Origin of the sequence: Pseudomonas sp. MPB03, from assembly GCF_046605385.1 — a bacterium.
Classification (GTDB): domain Bacteria; phylum Pseudomonadota; class Gammaproteobacteria; order Pseudomonadales; family Pseudomonadaceae; genus Aquipseudomonas; species Aquipseudomonas zanjanensis.
On record NZ_CP176770.1, the window covers coordinates 1 to 13,268 of the forward strand.

The 13,268-nt window shown below is 52.6% G+C and carries 10 protein-coding genes; 6 read left to right on the top strand and 4 right to left on the bottom strand.

Annotated elements, in window-relative coordinates:
* Together rep and ACLH0I_RS00010 are read left to right on the top strand one after the other, a co-directional pair.
* The gene (rep, locus tag ACLH0I_RS00005) at positions 1-2,010 is read left to right on the top strand and encodes a DNA helicase Rep (RefSeq protein ID WP_186706875.1); all 2,010 of its coding nucleotides are present in this window, start codon (positions 1-3) and stop codon (positions 2,008-2,010) included.
* Between the two features lie 55 nt (positions 2,011-2,065).
* A complete protein-coding gene (locus tag ACLH0I_RS00010) occupies positions 2,066-2,638 on the top strand; it encodes a xanthine phosphoribosyltransferase (protein WP_411385941.1) in 573 nt (190 codons plus the stop codon).
* Between the two features lie 132 nt (positions 2,639-2,770).
* On the opposite strand, the gene ACLH0I_RS00015 is transcribed toward ACLH0I_RS00010, so the two are convergent.
* Entirely contained in the window at positions 2,771-4,705 is a 1,935-nt protein-coding gene (locus ACLH0I_RS00015; protein WP_411385942.1) for an acetyl-CoA hydrolase/transferase C-terminal domain-containing protein, read from the bottom strand.
* Positions 4,706-5,411: 706 nt separating this feature from the next.
* Between ACLH0I_RS00015 and lanM the strand changes: the two genes are divergently transcribed.
* From lanM to ACLH0I_RS00035, 4 genes are read left to right on the top strand one after another with little or no spacing between them, the layout of a single operon-like run.
* Entirely contained in the window at positions 5,412-8,345 is a 2,934-nt protein-coding gene (gene lanM, locus ACLH0I_RS00020; protein WP_411385943.1) for a type 2 lanthipeptide synthetase LanM, read from the top strand.
* Positions 8,342-9,223, top strand: coding sequence for a hypothetical protein (locus tag ACLH0I_RS00025; protein WP_411385944.1), 882 nt, complete (start codon positions 8,342-8,344; stop codon positions 9,221-9,223). The genes lanM and ACLH0I_RS00025 overlap by 4 nt, the downstream gene beginning before the upstream one ends.
* Positions 9,216-10,094: a hypothetical protein gene (locus ACLH0I_RS00030; RefSeq protein ID WP_411385945.1), complete on the top strand. Its 879-nt coding sequence runs from the start codon at positions 9,216-9,218 to the stop codon at positions 10,092-10,094. Before ACLH0I_RS00025 ends, ACLH0I_RS00030 begins: the two co-directional genes overlap by 8 nt.
* Complete coding sequence (locus ACLH0I_RS00035) at positions 10,087-10,821, top strand: AAA family ATPase (RefSeq protein WP_250964544.1); 735 nt, start codon at positions 10,087-10,089, stop codon at positions 10,819-10,821. The genes ACLH0I_RS00030 and ACLH0I_RS00035 overlap by 8 nt, the downstream gene beginning before the upstream one ends.
* Before the next feature lie 71 nt (positions 10,822-10,892).
* Here the strand turns inward: ACLH0I_RS00035 and ACLH0I_RS00040 are convergent, their stop codons facing one another.
* The 3 genes from ACLH0I_RS00040 to alr all read right to left on the bottom strand — a co-directional run bounded on the left by ACLH0I_RS00040 (position 10,893) and on the right by alr (position 13,237).
* Positions 10,893-11,303, bottom strand: a complete 411-nt coding sequence (locus ACLH0I_RS00040) for a c-type cytochrome (protein ID WP_186706911.1) — start codon at positions 11,301-11,303, stop codon at positions 10,893-10,895.
* A 183-nt stretch (positions 11,304-11,486) separates the two neighbouring features.
* On the bottom strand, positions 11,487-12,035 hold the full coding sequence (locus ACLH0I_RS00045; RefSeq protein WP_003206841.1) for a cupin domain-containing protein: 549 nt from the start codon (positions 12,033-12,035) through the stop codon (positions 11,487-11,489).
* A 128-nt stretch (positions 12,036-12,163) separates the two neighbouring features.
* Complete coding sequence (gene alr, locus ACLH0I_RS00050; RefSeq protein WP_411385946.1) at positions 12,164-13,237, bottom strand: alanine racemase; 1,074 nt, start codon at positions 13,235-13,237, stop codon at positions 12,164-12,166.
* Positions 13,238-13,268: the final 31 nt, after the last annotated feature.

Sequence of the window (13,268 nt, forward strand, 5' to 3'; positions counted from 1 at the left end):
ATGTCCCGACTCAATCCCCGGCAGCAAGAAGCCGTGAACTATGTCGGCGGCCCTCTTTTGGTGCTCGCCGGTGCAGGCTCCGGCAAGACCAGCGTGATCACCCGCAAGATCGCGCACCTGATCCAGAATTGTGGCATCCGCGCCCAGTACATCGTCGCCATGACCTTCACCAACAAGGCCGCCCGGGAAATGAAGGAGCGGGTCGGCGGCCTGCTGCGCGCCGGCGAAGGTCGCGGCCTGACGGTCTGTACCTTCCACAACCTGGGCCTGAACATCATCCGCAAGGAACACGCGCGGCTGGGCTACAAACCGGGCTTCTCGATTTTCGACGAGACCGACGTCAAGGCCCTGATGACCGACATCATGCAGAAGGAATATTCGGGCGACGACGGCGTGGATGAGATCAAGAACATGATCGGCGCCTGGAAAAACGACCTGATCCTGCCGCCCGAGGCCCTGGAAAACGCCCGCAACCCCAAGGAACAGACCGCCGCCATCGTCTACACCCACTACCAGCGCACGCTCAAGGCGTTCAACGCGGTGGACTTCGACGACCTGATCCTGTTGCCGGTCAAGCTGTTCCAGGACCACGCCGACATTCTCGAAAAATGGCAGAACAAGGTCCGCTACCTGCTGGTGGACGAATACCAGGACACCAACGCCAGCCAGTATTTGCTGGTGAAGCTACTGATCGGCAAGCGCAACCAGTTCACCGTGGTGGGCGACGATGACCAGTCGATCTATGCCTGGCGCGGCGCGCGTCCGGAAAACCTGATGTTGCTCAAGGAAGACTACCCGTCGCTTAAAGTGGTGATGCTGGAGCAGAACTACCGCTCCACCAGCCGCATCCTGCGCTGCGCCAACGTGCTGATTTCCAACAATCCCCACGAGTTCGAAAAGCAGCTGTGGAGCGAGATGGGCCACGGCGACGAGATCCGCGTGATCCGTTGCCGCAACGAAGACGCCGAAGCCGAGCGCGTGGCCATGGAAATCCTCAGCCTGCACCTGCGCACCGACCGGCCGTACAGCGATTTTGCGATCCTGTACCGCGGCAACTACCAGGCCAAGCTGATCGAGCTGAAATTGCAGCATCACCAGGTGCCTTATCGCCTGTCGGGGGGCAACAGCTTCTTCGGACGCCAGGAAGTGAAGGACCTGATGGCCTACTTCCGCCTGATCGTGAACCCGGACGACGACAACGCCTTCCTGCGGGTGATCAACGTGCCACGCCGGGAAATCGGTTCGACCACCCTGGAAAAGCTCGGCAACTACGCCACCGAGCGCAAGATCTCGATGTACGCCGCCACCGATGAAATCGGCCTGGGCGAACACTTGGACAGCCGCTTCACCGATCGCCTGGCGCGCTTCAAGCGCTTCATGGACAAGGTCCGCGAGCAGTGCGCCGGGGAAGATCCGATCTCAGCGCTGCGCAGCATGGTCATGGACATCGACTATGAGAACTGGCTGCGCACCAACAGCTCCAGCGACAAGGCTGCCGACTACCGCATGAGCAACGTCTGGTTCCTGATCGAGGCGTTGAAGAACACCCTGGAAAAAGACGAAGACGGCGACATGACGGTCGAGGACGCCATCGGCAAACTCGTGCTGCGGGACATGCTCGAGCGCCAGCAGGAAGAGGAAGAAGGCGCCGAAGGCGTGCAGATGATGACGCTGCATGCTTCCAAGGGCCTGGAGTTTCCCTACGTGTTCATCATGGGCATGGAAGAGGAAATCCTGCCGCACCGTTCCAGCATCGAGGCCGACACCATTGAGGAAGAACGGCGCCTGGCCTATGTCGGCATTACCCGGGCACGCCAGACGCTGGCCTTCACCTTCGCCGCCAAGCGCAAGCAATACGGCGAAGTGATCGACTGCGCACCGAGCCGCTTTCTCGATGAACTGCCGCCGGACGACCTGGCCTGGGAAGGCAATGACGACACGCCAACGGAAGTCAAAGTCGTTCGCGGCAACAGTGCCCTGGCGGATATACGCGCGATGCTGAAGCGCTAGAATCACTTACTTTTTCATCGACTTCAGGCGCTCACGCGCCATCAGAGGAGGCTTCATGGAAGCCCTGCACCAGAAAATCCGCGAGCTAGGCATCGTGCTGTCCGACCAGGTCCTGAAGGTCGATGCGTTTCTCAACCACCAGATCGACCCGCAATTGATGAAGCTGATTGGCGACGAATTCGCCGCGCTGTTCAAGGATTCGGGCATCACCAAGATCGTCACCATCGAAGCCTCGGGCATTGCCCCGGCGATCATGACCGGGCTGAACCTTGGCGTGCCGGTGATCTTCGCCCGCAAGCAACAGTCCCTGACCCTGACGGAGAACCTGCTGTCGGCCACCGTGTATTCGTTCACCAAGAAGACCGAAAGCACCGTCGCCATCAGCCCGCGTCACCTGTCCAGCAGTGATCGAGTGCTGATCATCGATGACTTCCTGGCCAACGGCAAAGCCTCCCAGGCGCTGATTTCCATCATCAAGCAGGCCGGCGCCACCGTGGCAGGTCTGGGGATCGTGATCGAGAAGTCATTCCAGGGCGGCCGCGCGGAATTGGATGCCCAGGGCTATCGCGTCGAGTCGTTGGCCCGGGTGAAGTCGCTGGCGGGTGGGGTTGTGACTTTTATCGACTGATCACTATTGCCCCTGTGCCCCTGTGCCCCTGTGCCCCTGTGGGAGCGAGCTTGCTCGCGATAGCAGTCTGTCAGCGACCCTTTAGGTAACAGATACACCGCCATCGCGAGCAAGCTCGCTCCCACAGGGGTTTCAGGTTGATTGTTGTTGCACAGTCGCCTTGAGCCCCGCCAGCAACAACCGCTGGGCCAATTCCTCCTTCAACCCCTCGGGACTGGTCAACTGCATCCGCTCCAGATGCCCGGCATATTCCCAGGGCTCCGGTGCATCCAGCGCGGCTTTGCCCAGCTCCAGGATCTCAGTGAGCTTGAACTTGCTCTTGAGCCAGTTCAGCGCCCGCAGCAGATCCCGCTCCAGCCCATCGAAATCACAGCCCAGCGGGTACTCGGGAAACAGGTTCGGATGGCGTGCCTGGATCGCCTGCAAGCGCTCCGAGGTGTTGTCGGCGAACCGCGGATCGAGACGGAAATCCTTCGGCAGCTTGCCGGCCTTTTGCGCCTGCTCGATCAAGCCGGGCTGGAAGCGTGAGTCGCTGATGTTCAGTAACGCCTCGATCACCGCCGCGTCGGTCTTTCCGCGCAGGTCGGCGATGCCGTATTCGGTGACCACGATGTCCCGCAGGTGCCGGGGAATCGTGCAATGGCCATACTCCCAGACGATGTTCGAGCTGATCTCGCCCCCGGCCTCACGCCAACTGCGCAGCAGCAGGATCGAGCGCCCGCCCTCCAGCGCATGGCCCTGGGCAACGAAGTTGTACTGCCCGCCCACACCGCTGAGCACCCGGCCATCTTCCAACTGATCGGCGACTCCGGCGCCCATCAGGGTCATGGTGAAAACCGTGTTGATGAAACGGGCATCAAGGCGTTGCAGGCGCTTGAGCTGTTCCTGGCCGTACAGCTCGTTGATATAACTGATGCGCGTCATGTTGAATTCGCGCAGACGGCTTTGCGGCAGCTCGCGCAGGCGCTCGTAAAAGCTGCGCGGGCCGAGGAAGAATCCGCCGTGTATGCAGATGCCGTCGGGTTGCGCCGCCTCGTCGAGCGTCCCGGCATTGGCCCGCTCCTGGGTCGCCTCGTCGGGATAGACCTGGCGCCGGATGATCCCGGCCTCCGCCAGCGCCAGCAAACCGTTGACGAACATTTCACTGCAACCGTACAACCCTTTGGCAAACGGCTCGACCCCGCCCTCACGCTCGATCAATTGCGCCCACTGGCTAAGGTTCAGGTCCGCCAGCAACGCCTGGTAGCCGGCGTTATCAGCCTGGCGCGCCAGCAGTGCCGCGGTCAATGCGTCGCCCATCGAGCCGATACCGATCTGCAACGTACCGCCATCGCGCACCAGGGTACTGGCGTGCAGGCCGATCAAATGGTCCTGGAAACCCACCGGCATGTTCGGCGTGGAGAACAACGTGTGGCTGTCCTTTTCGTCGATCAACAGGTCGAAAGCGTCGATGCCGACTTCCGCGTCGCCGGGCATGTAGGGCAAGTCGCTGTGGACCTGGCCCACCATAAGAATGGTCTCCCCGGCCTCGCGCCGCTTGGCGATCATCGGCAGCAGGTCGAGGGTGATGTCCGGGTTGCAGCTCAGGCTCAGGCGATCCGGGTGCTCCGGATCGCTCGCCACCAGTTGCGCCACCAGGTTCAAGCCGGCGGCATTGATGTCCCGGGCCGCATGGCTGTAGTTGCTGCTGACGTAGTCCTGCTGGGCCGACGTGCTATGCAGCAGGCTGCCGGGCTGCATGAAGAACTGCTGGACGCGGATGTTGGCCGGCAGGCTGTCCCGCTGCAGGTCCGCCAAGAAATCCAGTTCGGGGTAATCACCGAAGACCCGTTCGATAAAGGGTTCGAGGAAGCGCTTCTGCAAACCGTCGCCCAGGTTCGGCCGGCCCAGGCTCAGGGCGGTGTAGAGGGTCAGCTGTCGCTCGGGCAGTTCTGCGATGCGCCGGTACAGCGCGTTGGCGAACAGGTTGGGCTTGCCCAGCCCCAGGGGCATGCCCAGGTGAATATGCGCCGGCAGGCGCTCAAGCACGTCATCCACCGCCTGTTCGATTGAACACAACTGCACCATCGGACCCTCCAGGACATTCCATGAATGTGGGTTGGACCGAGCTTGCCGGGTCTTGGTTGCGATGAACAGCCCCATGAGGGGAAATTCTATCTGTAATCAGCTACTTGGGAGGGTGCATCTCAAGTCCAAACCAATTGAATATCTTCAGAATTCAAAAATTTCCTACGCAACATCCTACAAATATCCAAGAAGCAAAGAATACTCCCACCCACAGATTGAACACGCACTACTTAAACTCTTCAAAATTCACTCAATGTTATCGGCAGCCTCCGATTGATATTCACTGGAGGAGGATTAATATTTATTACTGCAAATATCAGAAAAACTTCAGCCGTAAAAAACGATGACTCTTATCACCTTCAATTAATACAAAAGGAACACAAACATGAATTCTTCCTAACATGCAACTTCTCACAACCAGAAAAGTCGCCCACTGCACATGACTCAGCTAATTACTTTAGAGGTATCTATATGCAAATTGATTTAAAAGCCATACAGAGCGCGAGAAAAACATTGCTCACCGATAGCACCCCGATTTTATCACTAGCTATTCAGGCTTATAGCAACCTAACTGCCGCCTCAAGTGGGACACGGCCTTGCACAAGCTGCTGCTCCCAATGTTGGCACCAATGCTGCTGGGCTACTCACAGTTAATTGAAGATGGTGGCCGATCTCTTATCGGCCACCTATATCTACGGGACGCATCATGATCATACCTTTAGATTTCCTAACCAATTCCGCATTAGCCAAATCAGTAGACATCAGCACCGACTGCCCCGTATGGCCGTATCTCTCTTACTACACACATAAAAGCAAACAAGCACTCCATGATTTAGGCGAGTTATCAGACAATGACCAATCAGTCATCATTAATGGTTTTCTTCACAATTTGACCGCCAGAGTTATGGCGACAGCTAATAATGTCCTTTTCGCCGAACGAAGCATTTTGGAGAAAACCGCTCCCACTGCAAGAATCACTGCCAAGGAACATTATAAAATCCTCAGAAACACCACAAGTTACCTGCACGACATATTAACCGCATATCCGGAACTGGACAGACTACTAGAAACAATCTCCCATAATTTTTTCGAGCAAAGCTTGCGCCTGGCAAAAAATCTCATACGTGACAAAAAAGCCTTGAGCAAAAGAGCCAATATTAATAGCTCTAATTCTCTGAAAAAATGTGAAGTCTCGGAAGGCGAAACTCATAACGGCTCCGCGACGGTGTGTATATTGACGTTCTGTAACGGTGAACGAATCGTCTATAAACCAAGAAACTTAGAGCTTGAATCTATAGCGTCAACGTTGCTACGGAATCTATCGGACAATGCGGGTGATGATTATAGCGAATGGACAATTCCTAATTACATTGTCGGCTCAGATCATGGATGGACGCAATTTGTACCACAGCTCCCCGCCCAATCTCAGCTGCAGGTAGCACAATTCTATAAACGCTCAGGCTTCTTACTCGGATTCTGTACCGCCTTCACAGCTTCAGATATTACATCCGACAATCTCATCGCCCATGCAAGCAGTCCGATTCCTATCGACCTGGAGACAATTTTTTATAATGTTCTTAACATCGATAGTATTCCCAAGGAGATACGCTGGAATGCTACTCAGACCAGTATATTACCGAACTGGACCTGGAAAGGTACCGACGGGATAGGGGTGGACTTAAGTGCGCTAGGTGGATTAAACGAACAATATGTCAGTTTAAACCTATACCAACATATAGAGGATAAACATGGCAACGATAGCTTTGACATGGACGGAGTGAAAATTCTACCCGGAAAAAACGTTCTGTACTTTAATGAGCAAGCCGTAAAGCCTTGGGAATACTATAAGGAAATAACCGAAGGATTCCATTGCTTCTTTCAGCTGATTGAGAAGCAAAAAGAATCACTTATTAGCTTTATCAGTTTGCTCTCCGGTCTGCCTTGCAGATACGTACCCAGAGCAACAGCCACTTATCATTATGCCATTCAATGCTCACTTCACGCTTCCCTGATGAGCTCCAGCGAAAACCGAAGAGGTTTTCTAAAAAAAATCCTTGATAACGAAACCGCGCCCGCTATTGGATTTTTGGAGGCAGAGATCCAAGCATGTATGAACTTAGATATTCCGTATGCTAAAAGCCAGGTTGGGCAACTTGAATTTTACGAACCTTGCTATCCAGGAAAAGGGCATTTGAATTCTCTCGAATACGTTGACGGATTAACCAATAGCATTGATTACTTGAAAAATCTGTCAACGTGCCGAACAGCTTTCGAAACAAGCTTAATAAAAAATACATTGATCGCAATGCAAAATATGTATGAGCACGATAAGCGTTTGACCGACCATGAATTTCGACAGCATGATTGCCTGGATACTACAGCTAACCGAAGCTTAGACTCGATACTACACGCTGTCCGAATAGCACAAAATCGAAACGTCGAGTTTATTAACACTCAAATAACCGATGAGTTGTCGACAAATGGTTTATGGCTAGGGTTCCATGCGTCTCCTGGCGGTTATGTAGAATACTCCGAATTAGGCGACGATTATTACTATGGCTTATCGGGAATCCTTTATGGATGCATATTGGCTGGTCAGTGGGTGGCCGTTTCAAAGGAGGCTACCCATGACTTATTAAATCATGTGTATGCGAGAGTCCACACAAAACTAACTAATCCAGGCAGTCACTTGGGCGGTCTTCATTTCGGTTTATCGTCCACCATCCTCCCCTTATACATTAGCCTGAAATTTTATAAAGATAAAAGAAGCGATGTTTTGTTATCCATGTACAAAAGCTATTTGAATGACGTCATTACTGACAGTTGGTGGCAGAAATATTTCTGGGGAAATGACCTGCTCTCTGGATCATTTGGAACACTAACAGTTGTTACCCGGCTTTATGAACTGACAAATGATTCGGAGTTTTCGTTTTTAGGAAAAGCACTTTATGGAAAAATCGAATCCGAATTAGGCATTGTAGACGGACGAAACATGGTGACTTTTGGAAAGTCGATAACCACTCGTGACGATGGCTTACTCAGCGGTATTTCTCACGGCGTTATGGGCTGCGCGTATGCCATCTTCTATTTCAACAACACTATCATGCAAAGCGAATCGATTGGTTCAGTATTTTCGGGCTTTTTGGACTGGGAACTATCTGAGTTTGATTCCGACATCGACAATTGGAAGGACTATAGAAGAAGATCTACCGATTCATCACCAGGAGAGTTTTCATGGAGCCATGGTTTACCTGGAAACTATCTGGCACTTCGTTACTTTGCATCCAAAGGTATTCATGAGGCAATCACATTTCTAGAAAAAAACCCACCAAACAAGCTATTTTCTTTTGATAGCTTATTGGCGAGAAAGCGCCCCGTAAACGACTCGCTTTGCCACGGTGCGTACGGATTGCTAAATTTGATTAAGGAACTAAACCCTGAAGCCTTATCGGACTATCGAACATATATCTGGGCCAACGTGCTAAATCTGGCCGAATATGACACACGAGAGCTGAGGACAAGGTCGGCGGATCCGCTAGGTTTGTGGGTAGGAAAGGTTGGCTCGCTGCTAGGATCAATAGGACTGCTTAACCAGAACTTTAAATTCCCATTTCTCGCCCACGAAATGAAACTCATATGACAATGTTTTTGAATTTACGAGTCATTTTAATTGGGGTAGCCGGTGCCTTAATTGGCATCGCGCCTCCTTATCTCATAGGCCAAGCAATTAACCTTTATACCAAGCATGGGGAGATAGATATGTTGATCATTTCTGCCGCTTGCGTACTAATTATCGCCACCCCCTGCGGGAGACTAGCTTCACACCTATATGTCCAAAAGCTTTCTACAGTCACCCGAAAAAGCTTAAAATCCAGACTAACCGAAAAAATCATCCCCAAAACAACCTCTGAAAACCATGGCGAAGCAATCGACTTAATAGATGGCGACGTAGAAGGAAGCATTTATCTATATCACAACATTTATTTAGACGTCGCATCAAGCCTTAGCGCCCTCCTTCTCGCTCTATTCATAGTGCTTCATTACAACCCCTCATTAATTATCGCACCATTATCGGCGATCCTGTACATCGCCACACTCAAAGTACTTACACGAAAAATCTACTTAAGCTCATATAAAAAATATGTTGAGTCAAACACTCAACTAATTTCTAATATTAGCAACTCCATGAACTCATCTTCACCATCAAACCTTGAGCATTTTAAAAAAAGCAACCGCCAGATCAAGCTTCTATCATTAATCTCCAGAGCAAAAATAGCCTTACTCGAACTCGCCTCCAACCTTTCTTACTTGATAGGTATAATTTTATTATTCTATATTGGCTCCAACTCCATCGCGAACGATACATTATCTATCGGTGACTTTGTCTCCGCTGCCATATACCTCGAACGAGTGCTCGTACCGACAGCGGCACTCGTAAGTATATATTACGCGACCGGTGAAGCACGCTATCGCCGAATGAGAATTGATCGGTGCCTTTCAGGAGCAACCGATGGGTAACGTGCTAAAGACGAACTCTTTAATTCTAATATTGGTCAGCCTATGCCTTGTGTTGTCAGCCGGCTGTCAGTTGCTCATCCCATATATTATTTCTCAGGGAGTAATAAAAATCACTGATACAGTTTATGTTGTGGAATCACTAAGAAAACTGGCCACTGTCTTTATCGCAAGAACTATTTTGCAAGGTATTGCTGATAGTTTAAACGCCTATGCCGAGACGAGTCTACGGGTGAGTCTTATAGAATATATTTATATCCACCGTAGTTTTACGGCACATGGCGCATTTATTACCCGAATCACGGAAGATACGGCTCGCATAGCAACAGCAATTTCAAGCGCACTTTATCTGTTCGGCTCCGGCTTATTGGTTGTAACAACATCCTGCTTACTTATAGTAGAAACACCTTACTTCCTAATACCTTTACTCTTCATTTGGTTGCTGACCGCTCTGCAGTTAAAGAAATCTTCTCCCATCATCACCAAACTTTATCAAGCTGAAATATTGAAAGAGGAAAAATACAAAGCTTCTTTCTTGACACTTATTAAATCAGCCAACATCGCTCGGCATCGCTGCAATTATAGAAAACATTATCAGCGGCTCAACAAGGCGGCGGGCGCTCGCCATAAGCATCAGAAAATCAGTTTGCTACTTTGCTCCATGCCAGAGGTACTAATTGCGATCGCTACTGTATTCATCGTGATTTTTATTGCCTCGACAACTCCAGAACTACTGGGATCAAAGTACATCTATTTACTGGGATACGTCGGCCTATTCGCAATGGCAAGTCGCCAATCACTTGAGACCGCGCTCTCGCTGGTCGGAATCAATGAATCAGTAAAAAGGATATTTGAAGGCACTCAACATGAATAATTTATATTTGCGAGAAGTCCGATTAAAGCCAGCGGCGAGTATTCGCTCTTGTTTGCGCAATCTGTTTCCAATCAACTTCACTCAACCTATCACCATCATCATCGGGGAAAATGGATGTGGCAAATCGACTTTACTTGAAGGTATTGCGGTCAAGCTCGGTTGCAACCCTGAAGGCGGGGGGAAGAATTTTATATTTAAGACAGAAGAAACGCACTCTGACCTTCATCAGGAACTGATACTATCAAAAGGACATATCAAGGAAAAAGATCTATTTTTTTATAGAGCAGAAACCTTCTATAACCTAAATACGGAAATTCGACGCCTCGATGAAGAAAACAGCTTGTCACCAGAGATAAAGACCTATTATGGTGGCCGTGACTTACATAGTATTTCCCATGGAGAAGCCATGGAGAAACTATTTCAGTTTAGATTGAATAATAAAGGACTTTATATTCTTGATGAGCCTGAAGCTTCTTTATCGCCACAGCGGCAATTAGCATTCATTTTACGAATTTTTGAACTTGCCACTGAAGGTGCTCAATTTATAATTGCGACGCACTCCCCGATAATAATGTCCATGCCAGGGTGCGAATTACTTCAGATTAGCGATGGGACTTTCGAGAAAATTGAGCCCGAAGAAACAGAGGCCTATAGTATCTACAAGGCCGTTTTGAACTCTTCAGGTGAGTATTTGAAAAAGCTGGTTTTTGATAAGCATCATGTCTAAGTGCTGATCAACCATCACCTCGAAATCAATGGTTGAGGTAGCCTTACGACTCACCTCAACCATCTATTTGATTACAGGCCAGACATCTCTTTGATGGCGCCCTTGAGGTCGTCATCGGAGCAGTCGGCGCAGGTGCCTTTAGGCGGCATGGCGTTCACGCCAGTAATTGCCTTGGCCAGGATGCCATCGAGACCACCCTGGTGGTCGGCGCGCTCTTTCCAGGCAGCCTTGTCGCCGATTTTCGGCGCGCCCAGCAGGCCAGTGCCGTGGCAAGCGTTGCAGTGTTTTGCGATCACGTCTTTCGGCGTCTTGGCAGCCCCGCCGCCAGCCGAAGCCACGACTTCCATACCCTTGCATTCCTTGCCCTGGACGCAGACCTGGCCGACGGGTTCAAGGCGCTTGGCGATTTCGTCGTTCGGCGCCGCTTGAGCGGTCGCAGCCCATAGGGCCAATACGGTTGCTGGTGCAGCCAGCATTTTCATAATTAGGTTCACGCGTACACCCTCAATGGTGGCTAGTCACGCCTGCGGCCACGGTTTGCAGGCGGGCGCAAGTATAGCGGTAAGCCTGTCACTCTGAAACAACCCCAAAGTCGCAAGGGTCTTGTTTGTCATGACAGCCCAACAAGCGGGCGCCTTGGCCACGCGGGCCTGGCGCCTCTTGGTCTAGAAATTGGCCGGTGTGGCTGCGCTGATCAGTCGCGCCGGCACGTCGAACGGATTACGGAAACGGTGCGGCTTGGTGCTTTCGAAATAATAGCTGTCGCCGGCTTCGAGCACGAAGGTTTCGACGCCAACCACCAATTCCAGCCGCCCTTCCACCAGGATCCCGGTTTCCTCGCCCTCATGGGTGAGCATCTCTTCACCGGTATCGGCACCCGGTGGATAGATTTCATTGAGGAAGGCAATCGCCCGGCTCGGGTGTGCCCTGCCCACCAGCTTCATGGTCACGGCGCCGTCGGAGATGTCGATCAGTTCGTTGGCTTTGTAGACGATCTGGGTCGGTTTCTCCTGGAGGATCTCTTCGGAGAAAAATTCGACCATGGACATGGGAATCCCGCCAAGGACCTTACGCAGCGAGCTGATCGAGGGGCTGACGCTGTTCTTCTCGATCATCGAAATAGTGCTGTTGGTGACGCCCGCGCGCTTGGCGAGTTCACGCTGGGAAAGGCCTTTGAGTTTACGAATGGATTGCAGTCGTTCACCGACGTCCAATGCTGGAGCCTCCAGGGAATCAGGTTGTGTGGAAAGTGAGCGTTATCATGGCGACAGCGTTCAGTATTTACAACACTTTGACCCGAATCCCGTGCGGTGAAGCGACTTTCGGTAGGCGGCGCTTCGTGTCAGGCCCCGGAATAGAGCCGTGGCACCCGCCGCAGATTGCAGAAAATCTGATAAGGAATCGTGTCGGCGGCCTTGGCGACATCGCTGGCGAGGATGTGCTTGCCCCACAACTCCACGGTCGAGCCGAGCCCGGCCTGGGGGACATGGGTCAAGTCGACAGCCAGCATGTCCATCGACACCCGGCCCACCAACTGGCTGCGCTGCCCCTCCACCAGCACCGGCGTACCGGTGGGGGCCTGGCGTGGGTAGCCGTCGGCATAACCCATGGCGACCACGCCCACCCGGGTCGGTTGCGTGGTCACGAAGCGAGCGCCATAGCCCACCGGCTCGCCGGCAGGCAATTCGCGCACGCTGATGATCTTCGACTCCAGGGTCATCACCGGTTGCAAGCGCGAGGCGACAGCGTTGGGCTCATCAAAAGGCGTGGCCCCATAGAGCATGATGCCCGGGCGCACCCAGTCGCTGGGTATCTGCGGCCAGCCTAGCACCGCCGGTGAATTGCGCAGGCTGATCGGCGCCACCAGGCCCTGGCGGGCTTTGTCGAAGATCGCCAACTGCTCGGTACTGCTGGGATCGTGCAGTTCATCGGCACGGGCGAAGTGGCTCATCAACACAATCTTCCCCACTTTGCCGCTGGCGAGCAGGCGGCGGTAGGCCGCCTGGTAATCCGCCGGATGCAGGCCGACCCGGTGCATGCCGGAATCGAGCTTGAGCCAGACGGTGATTGGCTGGCTCAGAGGGGCTTTTTCAATCGCTTCAAGCTGCCACAACGAATGCACCACGCACCAGAAATCGTGCTCGACGATCAGTGGCAACTCATCGGCTTCGAAGAACCCTTCCAACAGCAGGATCGGCCCACGAATCCCGCCGGCCCGCAATTCCAGGGCCTCTTCGATGCAGGCCACGGCAAACCCGTCCGCCATGTCCTGCAGCGCCTCGGCGCAACGCACCGCGCCGTGCCCGTAGGCATCGGCCTTGATCACCGCAAGGGCTTTGGCCCCCGTGACTTCGCGAGCCAATTGGTAGTTGTGACGCAGGGCTTGGAGATCGATCAGGGCACGGGCAGGACGCATGGCGGCAGGCTTCTAGGCGGTCATCAATAAA

Coding starts and splice junctions, on each gene's coding strand:
- rep (WP_186706875.1), top strand. CDS start 1: ATGTCCCGACTCAATCCCCGGCAGCAAGAAGCCGTGAACTATGTCGGC.
- ACLH0I_RS00010 (WP_411385941.1), top strand. CDS start 2,066: ATGGAAGCCCTGCACCAGAAAATCCGCGAGCTAGGCATCGTGCTGTCC.
- ACLH0I_RS00015 (WP_411385942.1), bottom strand. CDS start 4,705: ATGGTGCAGTTGTGTTCAATCGAACAGGCGGTGGATGACGTGCTTGAG.
- lanM (WP_411385943.1), top strand. CDS start 5,412: ATGATCATACCTTTAGATTTCCTAACCAATTCCGCATTAGCCAAATCA.
- ACLH0I_RS00025 (WP_411385944.1), top strand. CDS start 8,342: ATGACAATGTTTTTGAATTTACGAGTCATTTTAATTGGGGTAGCCGGT.
- ACLH0I_RS00030 (WP_411385945.1), top strand. CDS start 9,216: ATGGGTAACGTGCTAAAGACGAACTCTTTAATTCTAATATTGGTCAGC.
- ACLH0I_RS00035 (WP_250964544.1), top strand. CDS start 10,087: ATGAATAATTTATATTTGCGAGAAGTCCGATTAAAGCCAGCGGCGAGT.
- ACLH0I_RS00040 (WP_186706911.1), bottom strand. CDS start 11,303: ATGAAAATGCTGGCTGCACCAGCAACCGTATTGGCCCTATGGGCTGCG.
- alr (WP_411385946.1), bottom strand. CDS start 13,237: ATGCGTCCTGCCCGTGCCCTGATCGATCTCCAAGCCCTGCGTCACAAC.